Origin of the sequence: Sphingopyxis sp. DBS4 (assembly GCF_024628865.1) — a bacterium.
Classification (GTDB): Bacteria; Pseudomonadota; Alphaproteobacteria; order Sphingomonadales; family Sphingomonadaceae; genus Sphingopyxis.
This window is the reverse complement of record NZ_CP102384.1, coordinates 3,343,837-3,363,217: the sequence shown is the minus strand read 5'-3', so window position 1 is coordinate 3,363,217 and position 19,381 is coordinate 3,343,837. Positions and strand designations below refer to the sequence as shown.

General features: G+C 65.7%; 19 protein-coding genes. 6 read left to right on the top strand and 13 right to left on the bottom strand.

The window, feature by feature from the left end:
- Positions 1-5: 5 nt before the first annotated feature.
- Positions 6-779 carry a leucyl/phenylalanyl-tRNA--protein transferase gene (gene aat / locus NP825_RS16150; protein WP_257551499.1) on the bottom strand — a complete coding sequence of 258 codons (774 nt, stop codon included), beginning with the start codon at positions 777-779 and terminating at the stop codon, positions 6-8.
- Positions 776-1,588: a class I SAM-dependent methyltransferase gene (locus NP825_RS16145; protein WP_257545370.1), complete on the bottom strand. Its 813-nt coding sequence runs from the start codon at positions 1,586-1,588 to the stop codon at positions 776-778. The genes aat and NP825_RS16145 overlap by 4 nt, the downstream gene beginning before the upstream one ends.
- A 68-nt stretch (positions 1,589-1,656) precedes the next feature.
- Between NP825_RS16145 and NP825_RS16140 the strand changes: the two genes are divergently transcribed.
- Positions 1,657-1,830, top strand: a complete 174-nt coding sequence (locus NP825_RS16140; RefSeq protein WP_257545368.1) for a hypothetical protein — start codon at positions 1,657-1,659, stop codon at positions 1,828-1,830.
- 87 nt (positions 1,831-1,917) lie between these two features.
- Here the strand turns inward: NP825_RS16140 and NP825_RS16135 are convergent, their stop codons facing one another.
- The 3 genes from NP825_RS16135 to NP825_RS16125 all read right to left on the bottom strand — a co-directional run bounded on the left by NP825_RS16135 (position 1,918) and on the right by NP825_RS16125 (position 6,145).
- Positions 1,918-3,411, bottom strand: a complete 1,494-nt coding sequence (locus NP825_RS16135) for a CpaF family protein (RefSeq protein ID WP_257545366.1) — start codon at positions 3,409-3,411, stop codon at positions 1,918-1,920.
- 102 nt (positions 3,412-3,513) lie between these two features.
- A complete protein-coding gene (locus tag NP825_RS16130) occupies positions 3,514-4,062 on the bottom strand; it encodes a hypothetical protein (RefSeq protein WP_257545364.1) in 549 nt (182 codons plus the stop codon).
- Positions 4,063-4,090: 28 nt separating this feature from the next.
- Positions 4,091-6,145 carry a hypothetical protein gene (locus tag NP825_RS16125; protein WP_257545362.1) on the bottom strand — a complete coding sequence of 685 codons (2,055 nt, stop codon included), beginning with the start codon at positions 6,143-6,145 and terminating at the stop codon, positions 4,091-4,093.
- A 104-nt stretch (positions 6,146-6,249) separates the two neighbouring features.
- On the opposite strand from NP825_RS16125, the gene NP825_RS16120 reads away from it, so the two are divergent.
- Positions 6,250-6,708 carry a DUF6265 family protein gene (locus NP825_RS16120; RefSeq protein WP_257545360.1) on the top strand — a complete coding sequence of 153 codons (459 nt, stop codon included), beginning with the start codon at positions 6,250-6,252 and terminating at the stop codon, positions 6,706-6,708.
- Positions 6,709-6,767: 59 nt separating this feature from the next.
- Here NP825_RS16120 and NP825_RS16115 read toward each other — a convergent pair whose 3' ends face one another.
- The 5 genes from NP825_RS16115 to NP825_RS16095 form a co-directional block, all read right to left on the bottom strand.
- Entirely contained in the window at positions 6,768-7,025 is a 258-nt protein-coding gene (locus NP825_RS16115) for an ATP synthase F1 subunit epsilon (RefSeq protein WP_257545358.1), read from the bottom strand.
- 124 nt (positions 7,026-7,149) lie between these two features.
- Positions 7,150-8,694, bottom strand: a complete 1,545-nt coding sequence (atpD, locus tag NP825_RS16110) for a F0F1 ATP synthase subunit beta (RefSeq protein WP_257545355.1) — start codon at positions 8,692-8,694, stop codon at positions 7,150-7,152.
- 24 nt (positions 8,695-8,718) lie between these two features.
- Positions 8,719-9,594, bottom strand: a complete 876-nt coding sequence (locus NP825_RS16105) for a F0F1 ATP synthase subunit gamma (RefSeq protein ID WP_257545353.1) — start codon at positions 9,592-9,594, stop codon at positions 8,719-8,721.
- Between the two features lie 94 nt (positions 9,595-9,688).
- Entirely contained in the window at positions 9,689-11,218 is a 1,530-nt protein-coding gene (gene atpA, locus NP825_RS16100) for a F0F1 ATP synthase subunit alpha (protein WP_257545351.1), read from the bottom strand.
- Between the two features lie 39 nt (positions 11,219-11,257).
- A complete protein-coding gene (locus tag NP825_RS16095) occupies positions 11,258-11,824 on the bottom strand; it encodes a F0F1 ATP synthase subunit delta (protein ID WP_257545349.1) in 567 nt (188 codons plus the stop codon).
- Between the two features lie 279 nt (positions 11,825-12,103).
- Between NP825_RS16095 and NP825_RS16090 the strand changes: the two genes are divergently transcribed.
- Positions 12,104-12,781 carry a dienelactone hydrolase family protein gene (locus NP825_RS16090; protein WP_257545347.1) on the top strand — a complete coding sequence of 226 codons (678 nt, stop codon included), beginning with the start codon at positions 12,104-12,106 and terminating at the stop codon, positions 12,779-12,781.
- A 23-nt stretch (positions 12,782-12,804) separates the two neighbouring features.
- A complete protein-coding gene (locus tag NP825_RS16085) occupies positions 12,805-13,281 on the top strand; it encodes a DUF6790 family protein (RefSeq protein ID WP_257545345.1) in 477 nt (158 codons plus the stop codon).
- 178 nt (positions 13,282-13,459) lie between these two features.
- Here NP825_RS16085 and NP825_RS16080 read toward each other — a convergent pair whose 3' ends face one another.
- Positions 13,460-14,986 (bottom strand): S1C family serine protease, encoded by a 1,527-nt coding sequence (locus tag NP825_RS16080; RefSeq protein WP_257545343.1) that lies wholly within the window; start codon positions 14,984-14,986, stop codon positions 13,460-13,462.
- 36 nt (positions 14,987-15,022) lie between these two features.
- On the bottom strand, positions 15,023-15,844 hold the full coding sequence (locus NP825_RS16075; RefSeq protein WP_257545341.1) for a DUF2306 domain-containing protein: 822 nt from the start codon (positions 15,842-15,844) through the stop codon (positions 15,023-15,025).
- Between the two features lie 161 nt (positions 15,845-16,005).
- Here NP825_RS16075 and ada point away from each other — a divergent pair, with 161 nt between their 5' ends.
- On the top strand, positions 16,006-17,055 hold the full coding sequence (gene ada / locus NP825_RS16070) for a bifunctional DNA-binding transcriptional regulator/O6-methylguanine-DNA methyltransferase Ada (RefSeq protein ID WP_257545339.1): 1,050 nt from the start codon (positions 16,006-16,008) through the stop codon (positions 17,053-17,055).
- A complete protein-coding gene (locus NP825_RS16065) occupies positions 17,052-17,810 on the top strand; it encodes an isocitrate lyase/phosphoenolpyruvate mutase family protein (protein ID WP_257545337.1) in 759 nt (252 codons plus the stop codon). The genes ada and NP825_RS16065 overlap by 4 nt, the downstream gene beginning before the upstream one ends.
- Here NP825_RS16065 and NP825_RS16060 read toward each other — a convergent pair.
- On the bottom strand, positions 17,804-19,348 hold the full coding sequence (locus NP825_RS16060) for a hypothetical protein (protein WP_257545335.1): 1,545 nt from the start codon (positions 19,346-19,348) through the stop codon (positions 17,804-17,806). The genes NP825_RS16065 and NP825_RS16060 overlap by 7 nt on opposite strands.
- Positions 19,349-19,381 lie beyond the last annotated feature (33 nt).

Here is a 19,381-nt window from a genome sequence, read left to right as displayed (position 1 = left end):
GACGTCTATGTCAAAAGCTGCGCGATGACATATCCCGGCGGCGAGCCCGTCCAGCATGCGGTCCCCAAATCGGCCGCACCCGCGCCCAAACCGTCGAGCGCGCCCCAATCGCCGGCGACGAATGGCGGCGAGGGTGCCGCTGCGCCCGCTCCCGCGCCTGCGCCGAAGGCAGCGCCGGCACCCAAGGCCGCGCCGTCCGACAGCACCGAATAGAGCCGCGCCAGATAATCGGCCTGGGGGATTTCGATCGCGCCGAGGCTGGCGAGATGCGGGGTGATGAACTGGCAGTCGAGCAGCCGCCAGCCGCCCGCCTTCAGCCGCGCGACGAGATGCGCGAGCGCGACCTTCGATGCGTCGCGCGCCCGGCTGACCATCGATTCGCCGAAGAAGGCGCGGCCGAGCGATACGCCATAGAGGCCGCCGACGAGCGCGCCGTCCAGCCAGCATTCGACGCTGTGCGCGTGGCCGAGCTGGAACAGCCGCTCGTAGCTCGTCTTGATGACCGGGTTGATCCAGGTCGTCGGCCGATCGTCGGCGGGTTCGGCGCAGAGCGCCATCATGTCGCGAAAGGCGGTGTCGGTGGTAACGCGGAAACGGTCGGAGACGATGACCTTCTTCAGGCTCTTCGACAGGTGAAAGCCATCGAGCGGCAGGATCGCGCGCAGCCGCGGCTCGACCCAGTGGACCGACGGGTCGTCGGCCCCATCGGCCATTGGGAACAGCCCCTGCGCATAGGCGCTGAGCAGTAGCGCGGGGTCGATGGACTCGAGATGTTTCAGGGCGCGGGCTTCACGAATTTGAGCGTCATGCGGTCCGATTCGCCGATCGCCAGATATTTCTCCCGGTCGACATCCTTCTGGGCCAGCGACGGCGGCAGCGTCCAGACCCCGCCCGGATAGTCGTGGCTGTCCTTCGCATTGGCATTGACGTTGCTTTCGCCCGCGAGTTTGAAGCCCGCGGCTTCGGCGAAGGCGACAACCGACGAGCGCTTCATGTATCCGCTCTTTTCCTCAAGCGCCGAATCCATCTCCTCGGGCAGGCGGTGATCGACGACGCCCAGCACACCGCCGGGTTTCAGCATCGCATAGATTTGCCGGAAGGCTTCGCCGGTCTTGTCGGTGCCGCCGAATCGCCAGTTGTGGACATTGCGAAAGGTCAGCACGACATCGGCGCTGCCGTCGGGAACTTTCGGCCCGGCACCGGTCGCGGGAAATTCGGCGAGCCTGACCGCGCCATAAAGATCGGGCTTCGCGCTTTGCCATTCGCGGATGCGATTCAGGCCCTTTTCCCAAGGCGCCGCGGCATAGAGCGTGCCGCCGCCCGCCTTCGACAGCGGCGCGAGGATTTCGGTGTACCAGCCGCCGCCCGGCCACAGCTCGACGATCGTGTCGCCGGGTTTCACGCCGAAGAAGGCGAGGGTTTCGGCGGGGTGGCGATAACGGTCGCGCGCGACATTGGCGGGCGTGCGTGTCGAGGCGGCCACCGCGTCCGCGATAGAGGGGGCGATGGCCTCGCCGTTCGGGCTTTCGGCGAGGGCGGGCGCCGCGAGGGCGACGAGAGCACTTGCAACGAGGATCAGCGGACGCATATGGGCACCTCTTTCCGGGGGAGAAGAAGCCCCTGTTTGCGAAGGGATGCGCGTCAATGCAAGGGTCGATGCTGACGGTGAGCGCGGTCAGTGCCGTACTTGCGGTGGTCGCCGAGGTCGCCGATTACCGCCGCCGTCACCGGCGCGACGTCGATGCGGTCGGTTTCATGCCGTGGCGCGGTATCGCGCTGATCAGCGTCACGGTGGCGCTGTTCGCGGCGGCGTTCGGGTTGAAGGGCTGATTCCCGTCATTGCGAGCGGAGCGAAGCAATCCAGAGCCTGTGTAAACCGCCCTGGATTGCTTCGCTTCGCTCGCAATGACGACGGAATTAGAGGCACGCCTCCAGATAGGGCTGATCGAACCCGAACTGGCGCGCCTTTTCCAGCGTATAGGGGCGCAGGCCCATCGCGCGATATTCGCCGATGATCTTGCCGTCCTTGTCCTCGTCCTGATATTCGAACTTGAACAGTTCCTGGGTGACGATGACGTCGCCTTCCATGCCGATCACCTCGGTGACGTTGGTGACGCGGCGCGAGCCGTCGCGCAGGCGCTTGATCTGGACGATCAGGTCGACCGAATCGGCAATCTGCTTCGAGATCGCTTCCTTCGGAATCTTGATGTCGCCCATCAGCACCATATTCTCCATACGGCCGAGGCATTCGCGCGGACTGTTCGCGTGGAGCGTGCACATCGATCCGTCGTGGCCGGTGTTCATCGCGGCGAGCAGATCGAAACACTCCGATCCGCGAACCTCGCCCATGATGATGCGGTCGGGGCGCATACGCAGCGCGTTCTTGACAAGGTCGCCCATGTGGATCGCGCCATTGCCCTCGAGGTTCGCGGGGCGCGTTTCGAGTGGCAGCCAGTGCGGCTGCTGGAGCCGCAGTTCGGCGGCGTCCTCGATCGTCAGCACGCGCTCGCCGGGGTCGATCATCTTGGACAGGGCGTTGAGCATGGTGGTCTTGCCCGAGCCGGTGCCGCCCGAGATGACGATGTTGAAGCGGCTGGCGCCCGCAATCTTGAGCGCGGTGCACATCTTCTGGCTCATCGCGCCCCATTGGCAGAGCATGTCGAGCGTGATCGGCTTGGCCGAGAACTTACGGATCGAGATCGCGGTGCCGCGCAGGCTCAGCGGCGGCACGATCACGTTGACGCGGCTGCCGTCCTTGAGGCGTGCGTCGGCGAGCGGCGTCGTCTGGTCGACGCGGCGGCCGACCATATTGCAGATGCGCTGCGCGATCTGGAAGAGATGCTGTTCGTCGCGGAACTGGATCGGCGCGATGACGAGCTGGCCCTTGCGTTCGATATAGGTCTGATACGGTCCGTTGACCATGATGTCGCTGATGTCGGGATCGGACAGCAGCTCTTCGAGCGGCCCGAAACCGAGCAATTCGTCGACGAGCACCTTTTCGAGCGCGAACTGCTCGCGGCGATTGAGCGTGATGCGAAGCTCGGCGAGCACTTCGAGGATGATCGGGCGGAATTCCTCGGTCAACTCGTCCTTGCTCAGCGTCGCGGCGGCCTCGGGGTCGACGCGTTCGAGCAGGCGCGGCAGCACCTGTTCCTTGATCTTGTGGACCGACGCCTCGAAACCTTGCGCCTTTTCGGGCTCGGCCATTTCGGCGGTCGAGCGCTGGTTCAGCCGCTCCATCGCTTCCTGTTCGGGGGTCAGGTTCGACGGAATCGGTGGCGGCGCCTCGGGCGCGGGCGTGTCGATCGCAGGGAATTGCGAGCCGCCCATTCCGGGGCCCGTCTGCATCGGCTTCGCCACGCCAAAGGCGGGGCGGCCAGCGGTTCCGGGTCGGCGTCCGAATGCACTCATTCGCTTTGTCCTGCTTCAAATCAACATTTTGGACATTGCCGCGCGCCGCGCGGACGAACCCCCAACGGCCAAGGTGAATAAAAGGGAAACTTTGATAATCTCCTAATGCGGGGACGCGGCGGGGGCCTCGGGTGGCGCAGTAGGGGCGAGGCCCACGAAGCGCGGGTCGGTTCCGAACAATCGCGCCAGCGTGCGCGAAAGCGCCAGGAAGCGATGGCCCTGATCGGTCAGGCGGACATGGCCATCGACCGTCACGATATTGCCCGACGCTGTCTGTTCGGCGATCCGCCGGTCCATCTGCCGCATGTCGCCGACATATTTCCGGACGAAAATGTCGGTGATCCGCCGGCTATCCAGCGCGTCATCCTGATGCTGTTCGATCTGGGCGAGCATGAAAACGCTGATCGAGCGGTCGAGCGTCACCGGCAGGACGATCAGAAAGCAGATGTTGAAGCTGAGCGACAGCGCCCCCGCCGCAACGATCGTGGCGAGGTCGAGCCGCTGCCGGCGCAGCACCATGGCTGCCATCACCAGCACGGCGGATAGCGCGCACAGGATCAGGCCGCGATAAAAGAGGATCGAAATCCCGGCGAACAAGGGCGAGCGGGTAAGGCCGACATAGAGGATGAATCCGGCCGCAACCGCCAGCATCAGCGTCAGCAGGAGAGAGGCGAGTTGTCTAATCGGAAGCACCTTTCGCGATGGACGCGACGTCAACGATGCACGCGCGCTCGTTTCTGTAGAGGCAGCGAAGCCCCGAGGGCGGGCCGCCGGTGGCTTTCCACACCGGATCGACGGCAACGAAGAGCAGATAGTCGATGCGATTTGCACGCGCGACTCCGGTGATTCGGGCTGGCGTCAGCCGCTGCTCGAAAATCGGACGGATCACATCGCGGCGATGTTGCGCCATGGCGGCGCTGACTCCGAACAAATTCGCTGCGCCATCGGCCAGCGCGACGCGGTTGCGGCCATAGAGGCCGAAATCGAAAATGCGATAAAGCTGCGCCGGATTATGCTGGAGGATCGCCCGGTGCGGCAGATGATCGTTGGCCCAGTCATAGGCCCGGCGCTGCGCCATATCGTCCAGCGGCTGCCGGTTGACCGGACCGGGGAAGGTCGCGCCGGGATCGGGGAGCTTCACGCGCAGGCCGACCATGTCCCAGCCATTGCCCGCGACCCCGATGAACAGGAATATCCACCCTATCGCCCCGGGCCGCAGGATGCCCCGACCGGCCGGTGCGAAAGGCGATTGCGGTGCCATGCTCTGGACCACCGCCGCGGTCCAGATCATCGCGGCGAACTGTGCGAACCAGATGATGCGCCAGCCGAGATCATTGTTGATGATGCTCGACCGGACGAAGCTGACGATCAGCAGCGAGGTCAGAAAGCCAATCAGCAGAAAGCTTCGGATCGGCCTCCCCGTCGCGGGCCCTGCCATTTTCGATCGGCCGTAGAGGCGGAGATAGAGGTTGCCGCCCAGCGCGAACAGGCCGAACTCGAGGGCATAGCCGATCGGCAGCAGCGCGAGGACGAGCAGGGCCTGCGGCGTGCCGGCGCCGTCGTACTGAAAGCCGCTGACGCGGCGAATCCACAATTGAACCGGCACCCCGTCGCTCACCCGCCCGTGCAGCAGGTCCATAAACTGGGGTGCGGCAAAGAGCAGCGCGACGAGGGCCGAGACGGCCGCGAGCAGCAGCAGTTGCGGTCGCCCCCGACGTCCTTCGAGAAGCACCCAGAGCAGAAGCGCGGGGGCCGCGCCGAGCGCGATCCACGCCGACATGCCGAACGCGGTTGCAAAGCTGATCCCGGCGAGCCCCGCCAGAACGAAGCGCGGCGATGGCGGCGTTGCGGCGCGGTGCAGCAGCAGGACGCCGCACCAGGCCGCGATGAAGCCGCCGAGATGATGGGGAACCCACATCATCGACGTGAGCGCGAACCGGATTTCCTCGTTCCAATAATCGACCTGCCGGGCCGCGGCGCCGGTCGCGAGATAGTCGACCAGCGTCGGCACCAGATCGAGCCCGGTCGCGAAGCACAGCAGCGCGGCGATCAGCAGGAAGCGGCGATCGCGCCCGATGCGGATCAGGTCCGCATCCTTCGCGACGCGCCACAACAGCGCGATGAAGGCCAGGCCCGACCAGAAGGCGGTGGCGGCAAAGGCCATGCGGCCGTCGACCAGCCCGCTCGTGACCCAGCGAACCAGCGCCCCCCAGATATAATAGTAATAATAATAACCCGCCGGTTCGGTCCGCGCGTAGAAGGGGTCATGAAGCGGCAGGCCATATTGTGCGATGCTCTCGATCGTCGCGGCATGTTTGACCATGTCGAAGGTCACGAGGCTCTGATGGAGCCGGTCGCCGATATCGACGTCGACGACCGCCACGGCGAGGAGAAGCCACCAGAGTAGTGCCAGCGCGGCGAAGGGCCAGCCGATCCGAAGCGCGGGGCGTCGATAGAGCGGTGCTGCGGCCAGAACCAGCGCGGCGTGCACGGTCAACGTCCCGGCGATGCCGATCGCGCGAATGAACAGTGCATCGCAAGCGGGCAGGATCGCCAGTGCAAGGATCAGCGTCCAGCCGACCCGCTGCCACTCGCCTTCGATCCCCGGAAAGCCGCGCGCGCGGCCCAGGCGTTCGAATAGCAGGACGCCGGAAAAAGCGGGAAGGATGAAGACCAGCGCCGCAACGAGCGTGCCGAGAGCCAGTCCGGCGATATCCTGTGCGAAATAGGTCATGGGCCAGCATTCGGCCTAGACGAAATATGGTAAAATTAGCTTTAACCTATCCTTGCCGCTCGCGCGGGGCGATATTTTACGGCGCAATGCGAAGGAGAGTATCGATGCGACAGGCGATCATGGTGTTGGTAGCCTTGGCTACGGCGGGCGCCGCCGCGGCGTCGGAAGCTCCCGCGCCGCTCCCGGGCTGGATGGCGGGAGCGTGGGAGCAGACGGCATCCGAAAATCGCTGGGCCGACGAATATTGGACCCCGCCGCGCGGCGGCATCATGATCGGTGCCGCGCGAATCGGAAAGGGCGAAGGCCTTGGCATTTTCGAGCATACGCGGATCATGCGAAAGGCGGATGGAACACTCGCCTTCTTCGCGCAGCCGTTCGGGCGCCCCGCAGCCGAATTTCCGATGGTTGCGACGGGGGACCGGATGATCGAATTTGCGAACCCGGCGCATGATTATCCGCAGCGCATCCGTTACTGGCGCGAAGGCGACCGGCTGAAGGCCCGGATTTCGCTGATGGACGGCAGCAAGGCGCATGATTGGGATTATGGTCCGCCGGGCGGTTGACGCCGGTGTATAAAAAAGGGGGCTGAAGCCCCCTTTTTGATTCGATGCGATCCGCCCGATCAGCCTGCGATATGCTCGGCGAGCACGGTGAGGCCGGCTTCGTTCACTTCGGCAAAGCCGCCTTCGACCTCGATCGTCTCGGGCGCCGCGCCGCTGGTGGCATAGATGGTCAGCGGGCCGTTGCGCAGCGTCGCCATGAAGGGCGCGTGGCCTTCGAGCACCGAGAAATCGCCCTCGCTGCCCGGCACGGTGACCATATAGACGTCGCTCGACCGCTCGAGGCGGGCGGGGGTGACGAGTTCGAACTTCAGGGCCATTCTTCAATCTCCCCCCTCCCGCTTGCGGGAGGGGTCGGGGGAGGGTGTGTTCCGGTTCGGTGAAAGGCCTGTTCCCCGACAGGCCCTCCCCTAACCCCTCCCGCAAGCGGGAGGGGAATTCGATTTACGCCGCGTCGGCGGCCAGCTTGGCGGCCTTGGCGACTGCTTCCTCGATGCCGCCGACCATGTAGAAGGCTGCTTCGGGAAGGTGGTCATATTCGCCGTCGACCACCGCCTTGAACGACTTCACCGTGTCCTCGATCGCCACGAACTTGCCGGGGATGTTGGTGAAGACTTCGGCGACGTGGAACGGCTGCGACAGGAAGCGCTGAATCTTGCGCGCGCGGGCGACGACCAGCTTATCTTCTTCGCTGAGCTCGTCCATGCCGAGAATGGCGATGATGTCCTGAAGCGACTTGTACTTCTGCAGCGTTTCCTGAACGCGGCGAGCGGTCTCATAATGCTCCTGGCCGACAATGGCGGCGGTCAGCACGCGGCTCGTCGAATCGAGCGGATCGACCGCCGGATAGATGCCGAGTTCCGAAATCGCGCGGTTCAGCGTCGTGGTTGCGTCCAAGTGGGCGAACGAGGTTGCGGGAGCAGGGTCGGTCAAGTCATCCGCGGGAACGTAGATGGCCTGCACCGAGGTGATCGACCCCTTGTTGGTCGAGGTGATGCGTTCCTGCAGCGCGCCCATGTCGGTCGACAGCGTCGGCTGATAGCCCACGGCCGACGGAATACGGCCGAGCAGCGCCGACACTTCCGAACCCGCCTGCGTGAAGCGGAAGATGTTGTCGACGAAGAAGAGCACGTCCTGGCCCTCCTGATCGCGGAAATATTCGGCGATCGTCAGACCCGACAGCGCGACGCGGGCACGCGCGCCCGGCGGCTCGTTCATCTGGCCGAACACCAGCGCAACCTTCGATCCCTCGGGGGTCGGGTTGCCGTCCTTGTCCTTGGCGATAACGCCGGCGTCGAGGAATTCGTGATAGAGGTCGTTGCCTTCGCGGGTGCGTTCACCGACGCCCGCGAACACCGAGGTGCCGCCGTGGCCCTTGGCGATGTTGTTGATCAGTTCCTGGATGAGCACGGTCTTGCCGACGCCCGCGCCGCCGAACAGGCCGATCTTGCCGCCCTTCGCATAAGGCGCGATCAGGTCGATGACCTTGATGCCGGTGACGAGAATGCTCGTTTCGGTCGACTGGTCGACGAATTCGGGGGCCTTGGCGTGGATCGGCGCCGTCGCGGTGGCGTTGATCGGGCCGCGCTCGTCGATCGGGTCGCCGATGACGTTGAGGATGCGGCCGAGCGTCTGCGGGCCGACGGGAACCGAGATTTGCGCGCCGGTGTCGGTGACGGGCTGGCCGCGGGTCAGGCCGTCGGTCGCGTCCATCGCGATGGTGCGAACCGTGTTCTCGCCGAGGTGCTGCGCGACTTCGAGGACGAGGCGGTTGCCATTGTTGTCGGTTTCGAGCGCGTTCAGAATCGCCGGCAGTTCGCCGGTGAACTGGACGTCGACGACGGCGCCGATGACCTGGGCGATGCGGCCCGTGGCGGCGCCGGCGGGGGCCGCCTTCTTGGGGGCGGCGGCCTTCTTCGGCGCAGCAGCCTTGGGCGCGGCGGCCTTTTTGGCGGGAGCCTTCTTCTCGGGGGCAGGTGCGGTTGCCATTGGTTCTTTCCTTGCTTGGATAGCTTAGAGCGCTTCGGCGCCAGCGATGATTTCGATAAGTTCGGTGGTGATCGCCGCCTGACGCGTGCGGTTGTAAATGATGGTCAGCTTGTTGATCAGTTCGCCCGCGTTGCGCGTCGCATTGTCCATCGCGGTCATCGAAGCGCCCTGTTCGGACGCGGCGTTTTCAAGCAGGCCCTTGAAAATCTGGATCGTGATGTTGCGCGGCAGCAGGTCGGCGAGGATCGCTTCCTCGTCGGGCTCATACTCGACCGCCGCGCCGCTCGATGCCGGAATGTCGGCGGGCGCGGGAACGGGGATCAACTGCTGGCCGGTCGCTTCCTGAAGCAGCGCCGAGCGGAACTTCGAATAGAAGAGATGCGCGACGTCGAAGGCGCCGGCTTCGTAAAGCTCCATCACCTTCGCCGAAATGTCGTGCGCCTGTTCGAAGCCGATATCGCGAATGCCGGTCGTGTCATATTGCTCGATGATCTGGCCGGCGAACAGGCGCGCGATCACCGGGCGGCCCTTGCGGCCGATGAGATAGAAGAGAACCTTCTTGCCCTCGCCCTGCAATTCCAGCGCCTTGTCGCGCGCCGCCTTGACGATGTTCGAGTTGAACGCGCCCGCAAGACCGCGGTCGCTGTTCAGCACGACGAGCAGATGGGTGTCGCTCTTGCCGGTGCCCGCGAGCAGCTTCGGCGCCGAATCCGACGCACCGACCTTCGACGCCAGGCTGGCGACGACGCCTTCGAGCCGCTCGGCATAGGGGCGCGCGGCCTCGGCCGCGGCCTGCGCCTTGCGCAGCTTGGCGGCGGCGACCATCTTCTTGGCCTTGGTGATCTTCTGGGTCGATTTGACCGAGACGATCCGCCCTTTGAGTTCCTTCAGACTGGCCATAAGTCCCGTCTTTTACCTTTGTTCCGTCACCCCGGCGAAGGCCGGGGTCTCACCGTCGAGATCCCGGCCTTCGCCGGGATGACGAGGTGGATAGTTACGCGAAAATCTTTGCGAAGGCGTCGAGCGCCGCCACCAGACCCTTTTTGGCGTCGTCGCCCAGGTCCTTGGTGTCGCGGATCGTCTTCAGCACATCACCATGGTCGCTGCGCAGATAGGCGAGCATCGCCTGCTCGTAGCGCGAGACGTCGCCCACGGCGACATTGTCGAGATAGCCGTTGGTGCCGGCGAAGATCGACGCGGTCTGCTCCTCGAACGGCATCGGCTGGAACTGCGGCTGCTTCAGAAGCTGGGTCAGGCGCGCGCCGCGATTGAGCAGCTTCTGCGTCGAGGCGTCGAGGTCCGAGCCGAACTGCGCGAAGGCTTCCATCTCGCGATACTGCGCGAGTTCGAGCTTGATCGAGCCCGACACCTTCTTCATCGCCTTGGTCTGCGCGGCCGAGCCGACGCGGCTCACCGACAGGCCGACGTTGATCGCCGGGCGGATGCCCGCGTTGAAAAGGTTGGTTTCGAGGAAGATCTGGCCGTCGGTGATCGAAATCACGTTGGTCGGAATATAGGCCGACACGTCGCCCGCCTGCGTTTCGATGATCGGCAGCGCGGTGAGCGAGCCCGAGCCATTGTCGCTGTTCATCTTCGCGGCGCGCTCGAGCAGGCGGCTGTGGAGATAGAAGACGTCGCCCGGATAGGCTTCGCGGCCCGGCGGGCGGCGGAGCAGCAGCGACATCTGGCGATAGGCGACCGCCTGCTTGGAAAGATCGTCATAGACGATCACGGCGTGCATGCCGTTGTCGCGAAAGAACTCGCCCATCGTCACGCCGGTGTAAGGCGCGAGATACTGAAGCGGCGCGGGTTCCGACGCGGTCGCGGCGACGACGATCGAATATTCCATCGCGCCATTTTCTTCGAGCTGGCGGACGATCTGCGCGACGGTCGAGCGCTTCTGGCCGACGGCGACGTAGATGCAATAGAGCTTCTTCGACTCGTCGTCGCCCTTGTTCGCTTCCTTCTGGTTGATGAAGGTGTCGATCGCGACGGCGGTCTTGCCGGTCTGACGGTCGCCGATGATCAGCTCGCGCTGGCCGCGGCCGACGGGAACGAGCGCGTCGAGCGCCTTCAGGCCGGTCTGGACGGGTTCGTGGACCGAGGTGCGCGGGATGATGCCCGGCGCCTTGACCTCGACGCGCATCCGCTTGTCGGCCTTGATCGGGCCCTTGCCGTCGATCGGATTGCCGAGGCCGTCAACGACGCGGCCGAGCAGGCCCTTGCCGACGGGGACGTCGACGATCGTGCCAGTGCGCTTGACGGTGTCGCCTTCCTTGATCTCCGAGTCCGAGCCGAAGATCACGATGCCGACATTGTCGGCCTCGAGGTTGAGCGCCATGCCCTTCACGCCATTGGCGAATTCGACCATCTCGCCGGCCTGGACATTGTCGAGGCCGTGGACGCGGGCGATGCCGTCACCGACCGACAGCACCGAGCCGATCTCGCTGACCGTGGCGTCGGTGCCGAAATTGGCGATCTGGTCCTTGATGACCTTGCTGATTTCAGCGGCGCGGATTTCCATTATTCAGCCTTTCATCGGGGCATTTGAGCGTATGGGCTTTTAGCCCTTCATCGCCTGCGCGAAACTGTTGAGACGGGTACGGATGCTGCCGTCGATCAACTGGCTGCCCAGCTGGACGACGAGGCCGCCGAGGATGGCGGGATCGACGGTCGTCGCGACGGTGACGTCGCGGCCGACACGGGATTTGAGGTTGGCGGTCAGCGCCTTGACCTGCTCGGCGGTGAGCGGGTGCGCGCTGGTGACCTTCGCGGTCACTTCGCCGCGGTGATCGGCGACGATCGCGTTGAAGGCGGCGATCATGCCGGGGAGATCGGCGAGGCGGCGATTCTCGGCAAGCACGCCGAGGAACTTCGCGGTCAGCGAATCGAGCTTCAGTGCCTTGGCGACCGCCTCGATCGCCTTCGCGGCGTCGCCGCGGCTGACGACGGGGCTCGCGATCAGCGCCGAAAGGTCGGCCGAATCGGTCAAGCCGGCGCTGAGGGTGCCGAGGCTCTTGGCGACCGCGTCGATCGCGTTCGATTCGCGGGCCAGATCGAACAGCGCACTGGCATAGCGGCCCGCGAGGCCCGCCGTGATGTTGCCCTGAATGCCGCCGGAATTCTCCACGCGCGAAAGTCCTTCTCTACGATCCCGAGGGGGATGGCTGCGCGGATTTTTAACGGCCTCCGAAGATGCCCCCGCTGCAAAGTCGCGGCGCGCGTAGCAACGATTTTGCTGCAATGCAAGGCGAGGGTGGGTGGAATCGAGCACCCTCCCGCGTCCGTTCGCACTGAGCTTGTCGAAGTGCCGTTCTTTCTTCAAACATCGGGTAGGCAAGAACGGTGGTTGACCTGCGGTCGCCTGGCGGCCCGACAAGCTCAGCACGAACGGAAGAGAGGGAAGTGTATGGGCGAAATGATTCGCATGACGATGGACGATGGCGCGGAGATCGCGGTCTATCACGCCGACGCGGCGGGCGAACGGCGCGGCGGGCTCGTGCTGATCCAGGAAATCTTCGGGGTCACCGACCATATCCGCGAGCTTTGCGACGAATATGCCGTCGACGGTTATGAAGTGCTGTCGCCCGCGCTGTTCGACCGCGAGCATCCGGGGTTCGAGAGCGACTATTCGGGGCCGCAGTTCGAGCGCGCGGTGGAGCTGGCGCGAAAGCTCCACCCGTTCGAGCAGAGCCTGAAGGACGCGCAAACCTGCATCGACGCGCTCAAGGGGAAGGGGCCGGTCTTCATCACCGGCTATTGCTATGGCGGCTCGGTGGCGTGGCGGATGGCGCAGATCAGCCCCGACCTCGCCGCGGCGTCGGCCTATTACGGCAGCCTCGTCCCGACCCAGTTCGCCGATCAGCCGCCCGCCTGCGCGGCGATCGCCCATTTCGGCCGCTTCGACGGCGGCATTCCGATGGAGGGCGTTGAGGCGCTGATCGCGAAAGCGCATCCGACCGCGCAGATTTTCGTCTATGAAGCCGGGCACGGCTTCAACAGCGACCGGCGCAAGGATTATCACGAACCGAGCAGCGAAGCGGCGCGCGAGCGGACGCTGATGCTGTTCAAGGCGTGCGGGGGATAAACAAGGACTGGGGGGAGGGGACGATGCATCTGACCGTTGTTCTGCTGACCATGCTGGTGCTGCCGGCGGCATCGGTGCTGATCGAACGCTGGACGGGCGGCGGGAGCGCGAGCCTGTGGGTGCTGATCGGCAAATGGTTCGTCTTCTGGGGCGTCGGCGTCCGCCTGTTCATCGCGGGCGCGCGGCAGATCGTGAAGCCCGAACTGACCGCGACCGGGATTTTCGGCGTCACCGACAAGGCGGCCTTCCCGCTCGCGCAGGAGCTCGGCTTCTGGAACCTCACCATCGGGCTGATCTCGATCGCGTCGATCAAGCGCCCCGAATGGGTGGCGCCGATGGCGATCGCGGGGATGCTCTTTTATGCGATGGCGGGCGCGCTGCACGTCACCGGCAAGGACCGCGGCTTCTCGGAGAATGTCGCGATGATCTCCGACCTCGGCATGGCGGGCCTGCTGCTGGCGTTCCTGGTCGCGACCTTCCCGCTGTGGGCGCGTTCCTGAAGCGCGCTGGATGGCGCGGTTCAGGGCGTGCGCGAGCTGAAGCGCGATCAGCTAGTGAAGGAAAAAACCGTGCGCTCCCGCGAAAGCGGGAGCCCATCTCCGATCGGCGCCGTTCTGAACCGGCGGGAGATGGGTCCCCACCTTCGCGGGGACGCGTTCATGCTTTTAACGGGTCACGTCAAGGCGCCGTCGCCGCCTTCTGGCACTGATAGACCAGCCGCTCGTTGGGCGTCGGGGGTAGCACGGCGCGGATCGCTTCCTGTTGCGTCGCCAGCCCCGCGAGTGCATCGGCATCGGCAGTGCAGCTTTTCAGCGTCACACCGGCGCGAATCTCGCGCGCTTTCGCCATCGTGTCGGCGTCGAGCAGATAGCGGTCGACGCGATATTCCTGGCCCGTCGGATCGATCGAGGCGACCGTCACCGTCGCTTCCTCATTGGGGACGAGGATGCGTTGCCAATGGCCGTCGGCGCCCATCGCATATTGGGTGCGGTCGTTGACGCAGCCGTTCGCCGCGATCTTCACCGGCACGTCGGTGGTCGAGGAGACGGTGATGCGACTGCGGTCGGGGCGAATCGTGCAGAGGAACTGGCCCTCGGCGATCTTCGGCGCGTCGGGCGTTGTGGCCGCGGCCGCCTCGTCCTTGACCTCCGCATGTGCGTCGGGGCGCGTGACGAACAGCACCGCGGCGCCGAGGATGAGCGCGGCGCCGGCCCCGCCAGCGATCTTCGCGTTGCGCATCTTCTGCTGGCTATAGAAGAGCATCGCCGCGCCCGCCGACAGCGCGCCGATCACGAACAGCACGCCCGCAAGCGCGATGCGGTTCTCGCGCGCGTCGAGCGCAGCTTCTTCGGCGTGTGCCTGCTTGAGTTGGCGGTCGAGCGCCGCGGCGGCCTCCTTCGCGGCATTCGCCTCGGCGGTCTTGCGCGCATCGGCGTCGAGCGCGGCGCGGTCGCGCGCGTCGGCCTCGGCCATTGACAGGCAGGGCGAACCGATCGCGCCATATTGCTGCCCGGCGTCGCCGAGGAAGCGCGCGAGTTCGCGCGTCGAGATGGCGAAGGCGAAGGGCGAATCGCCGTCGTCGGCGCGGGTGATCGCGGTGTTGATGCCGACGATGCGCCCGCATTGATCGACGAGCGGGCCGCCCGAATTGCCGCGCGAGATCTTCGCGGTGTGGACGAGCATCGCGACCCCGTCGACAGTCTGCGTGTTCGACAGATTGCCCTCGCTGCGCACCGGCGTGCGCGGGGTGATATAGTCGGCGGCGCTGCGCGCGGTCGCAAGGTCGACATTGCCCGGATAGCCGAGCGCGACGACGTCGGCGCCCGAATCGAGCGGCCCCGAATAGACCGCGGCGGCGGGCAGCCGCGTCCCGCTGATCTCGATCAGCGCGAGGTCGCGTTCGGTGTCGATCGCGATCAGCTTGCCGGCATAGCTTTTCTGTCCTTCCGACGGGACGACGCCGAGCGCGACATTGTTCGGATATTTCGCGGCCGATTCGACGACATGCGCGTTGGTGACGATGCGCGTCGGCGAAATGGCGATGCCGCTGCCGTGGCCGAAGCCGACGACCTCACCGTCGACCATCGCGACGGTGACGACGCGCACGACGCTGCGTGACGCGGCGCTGATGTCGTCGGCGGCGCGGGCCGGGAGCGCGAGAGTGACGGTGAGCAGGGCGAGAAGGAGCGCGAGGAAGCGGGTCATGGCGCGGACCCTAACCGCTGATGATCGGAAGGCAAGCTAGAGGTACGGGCTCCACATCATCATCCACGCCCCCGCGCTGCCGGTGAGGATGATGATCCCGCCCACCGCGAGCAGCGCCGCTACGCCCTTTTTCGCCGTAGGCGTTCCGCGCGCGCCGGCGCGGAGGTAAAGCTCGGCGACACCCAGCGGCAGCAGCGAATTGGCGAAGGCGAGAAAGAGATCGAAAGGGCCGTCCATCGCGTCGCCGATCCCGGCGCCGCCGGTCGCGATGCCCCACGCCATATAGCCGACGCGCATGAACCAGACCGCGCTCGCGACCGCGAACAGCCGGATCGCCCAGCGGCGATGCTCGGCAAAGCGGCGCGCGCGGGCGCTGCGCCAGGCGAGCGCTGCGAAAGCGAGGATCAGCAGCGCATCGAGCGAGATGCCGAAGGCGCCGGTCAGGTTCATCCACGATCCGCGCCCCCAGACGAGCCATAACCCGTCGAGCGACAGCGCGAGCGCGCAGACCAGATAGAGCCGTCCGTTCCAGCGGTGGACTGCGGGCCAGCGGCCGCGGATCGCGGGAACGAGTTGCACCAGCCCGCCGAAGCTGATCACCGCCGCCATCAGCACATGGGCCGCGAAGAAGAGATTGCCCACCGTGTCGCCGGCGACGAAGCCGGTGATCAGCGGCTTGCTGTTCCAGCGCTCGAAATGGCCCGAGAGCGACGAGGGATAATAGAAGAGCAGGATGAAGGCGGTGAACAGAAGCTGTCCCGCCGCGACCGACAGGTAACAGAAAGTCGCGGCGCGCCCGAGCCAGTCGATCCGGCGCGCCAGGCGCGCGGGCGTGAAGGATGCGTCGATGGTCGCCATGGCCTGCTCCCCTATGGAGCCGGAAAGTGGCGTATCCCCTCAGGTGAGTCAATGATATAATACAGTAACACGGTTGATGCCGCTTTGAGCGCAAGCATCGGGACGCGCATGCATCGAAGCCATGGCAATGGGAGGGCAAGGTCCTTAGGAAAGGAAAGACCATGAATGCCGAAACCATGAGCCCGGAAACCATGACCGACGACGACCGCTGGGCCGCGGTGCTGCGCCGCGACCGCGCGCTCGACGGGCGCTTCGTGACCGGGGTGCTGACGACCGGCATCTATTGCCGGCCGAGCTGCGCGGCGCGCCATCCGGCGCGCGGCAACGTCCGCTTCTTCGCCGACGGCGCGGCGGCGCGCGACGCGGGCCTCCGGCCCTGCAAGCGCTGCCTGCCCGACGATGTCGCGCGCGACGAGGGCGCGGTGCTTGCGGCGATCGCGGCGATCAAGGCGAGCGAGGAACCGCTCGCGCTCGCCGATCTCGCTGCGCGCACCGGCTATTCGCCGACGCATTTCCAGCGCGTCTTCACCCGCCACACCGGCCTGTCGCCCGCCGCCTATGCCCGCGCGCTGCGCGAGGAGCGGGCGCGGCAGGCGCTGAGCGACGGCACAAGAGTGACCGACGCGATCTATGACGCGGGCTTTTCGGGGCCGTCGCGTTTTTATGGGCATATGGAGGGACGCATGGGCATGACGGCTTCGGCCTGGGTGAACGGCGGCAAGGGCGCGACGATCCATTGGGCGGTGGTGCCGACCAGCCTTGGCGACATGCTCGTCGCGGCGACCGCGAAGGGCGTGTGCCGCCTGAGCTTCGACGAAGGGCGCGAAGCGCTCGAGGACCGCTTCCCGGCCGCCGAACTGGTCGAGGGCGGTGCCGATTTCGCGGCGCTGCTGAAAGAGGTGGTCGACGCGGTCGAAGCGCCGGTGAAGGGTTTCGACCATATCCCGATCGATGTGAAAGGGACCGCTTTTCAGGAAGCGGTGTGGCGCGAGCTTCGCAAGATTCCGGCGGGTGAGACGCGCAGCTATGCCGACATCGCCGCCGCGGTCGGCAGGCCCAAGGCAGTCCGCGCGGCGGGCAGCGCCAATGGCGCGAACAATGTCGCGGTGCTCATCCCGTGCCACCGCGTCGTGCGCAGCGACGGCTCGCTCGGCGGCTATGCCTATGGCCTGCCGATCAAGCGTGAACTTCTGAAAAGGGAAATCCAATGACGGACAAGATTGCAGCCTTCCGCGCGCTTCACCTTCCCGGCGATCCGCTGATTCTCGTCAATATCTGGGACGCGGGGAGCGCGAAGGCGGTCGCGGCGGCCGGCGCCAAGGCGATCGCGACCGGCAGCTTCGGCGTCGCGGGCGCGCAGGGGCGCGCCGACGGCGAGGATTTCCCGATCGAGGATGTGTTCGAGAATCTGGCTCGCATCCTGTCGGTCACCGACCTGCCGGTGACGATCGACATGGAATCGGGCTATGGCGCCGATCCGGCGGCGGTCGGCGTCTCGGTCGGCCGCGCGAAAGCGGCGGGTGCGGCGGGGATCAACATGGAGGACCGGCTGCCTGGCCGGAGCGAACTGCTCGCGATCACCGAGGCGCAGGCACGCTACCGCGCCGCCGCCGACACTGGCATTTTCGTCAACGCGCGCTGCGACGTGTTTCGCGGACAGGATGCCGCGAAGGACGGCGATGCGCTGATCGCCGCGACGCTCGAACGCGCACGGGCCTATGCCGACGCGGGGGCGGGATCGTTGTTCGTGCCCTTCCTCGGCGATGCGCGCTGCATCGGCGCGATCTGCGAAGCCTCGCCGCTGCCGGTCAATATATTGCGCGCGAAAGCAGGGCCGACGCACAAGGAACTCGCGGCGCTCGGCGTCGCGCGGATCAGCCACGGGCACCAGCCCTGGGCGGCGGCGATGGCGTGGCTGACCAGGCAGGCCGAGCAGGTTCTCGGCGGCGCCGAACCCGATTATTGAGCGTCGTCGGCTGGCTCGGCCGACGCCGGCGCGTCCTTCCGTCCACCCCTCCGCATGGCTTCGAGCTGCTCGAGAAGGCCGACGCCGTCGCCGCGATCGTGCGGATCGAAAGCGACGACTTTCGCGAGCCGGATCGCGGTGTCGACCTGCCCCTGCGCGGCCAGTGCATAGGCGTAGCTGATGCGCGTCTGCATATTTTCGGGCGCGAGCTCGAACGCGTGCGCGAGGCCGTCGACGGCGACCGGCGGCGGCGCGACCCCTTCGTCGGCAAAACTCCGGTAATAAGCGAAGAGCGGGGCCGGATCGTCGGGGTCGGCCCGATTCGCGCGGATGATCGGTTTGCGCGCGGCGTTCCAGTCCGCCGCCGAGACATCGTCTTTCTCCGCGAGGTCCGCGAGCATCATGCGGCCGAGCAGAAGGTTGGCCCCGACATGCTGCGGCGCGATCGCCAGCGCCTTGTCGACGGCGTCGCGCGCGGCGGCGGCGTCACGCTTTTCCTTCCCCATGCCCCATTCCGCCATCGCGAATTCATACCATATGCCGGCATCGCCGGGATATTGCACGGTCAGCTTCGCAAGCGCATCGCGCACCGGGGCGAGCCGTTCGGGGTCGTCCTTCGCACTTTTTCGTTCCAGTTGCAGCGGCAGCATCGCATCGGCGGCGGCCGACAGCGGGGTTATGGCGACCTGGCCCGCGACCGGGACAGGGTCGTTGGTGAGGCGAACGGACAGGAGGCTGCTCATGTAGCGATTGAGATCGCGGTCGAGCTTCGCCAGATCACCGAAGGCCTTGGTCGCCGCTTCCTTGGGATCGACCCCGCTGTTGATCGCATCGACATAGGCGCTGAGTTGACCGTCGCGCGCGGGATCGCTGAACAGCATATGGGTGAGCAGCCAGGAGCGACCGTAATAGCCGTCGATCTTGGCTGCGTCGCGCAGTTCGCCGGGGCGCTGAAAGAGCAGGGTTTCCGCTGGAATCTCCGGCGTCCTGAGCAGGCTGTAGGCGCGCTGCTGGGGCGGGTTGCCGATCTTAGCCTTGCCGTCCGCGGTGAAGTCGACGGTCGACAGATATTCGGCGAAGCCCTCGACGAACCACGCCGGAAAGGCGGCCGGCAGATACCGCATCATGAAATGATGGCTATATTCGTGAAACAGCGTCTGCTGCGCTTCCGACGTTCCCTGGATGAAGTCGCTGTCGCGGTTCGAGACGGCGTAGCTGCCCTCCGGATGGGGAGTGTAGAATCCCGCGATCATCGAGCCCGTCTTGCCCGTCATTAGCGTGCCGGCATCCTCGGCATGTTTGACGAGATAGATGGTGAGGCGATTGGGATCCCTTTCGCCGGACTGTTTGAAACGAAGGCGAAGCGTCATGTCGAAGCGCTCGAGCGTGACGGCGAAATCGCGAAGCGATTTTTCATTGCCTTCGCTATAGATGATGAAATTGCCGGTGTCGGCGCGAAGCCATTTCGCATCGGCCGGCGACACCGCGCCGAACATCGCGATCCCGGCAACCAGGATCGAAACCATCTTTCTTGTCATGCCCGCCCCCTTTTCGAGCGGCAATGCTGCCAG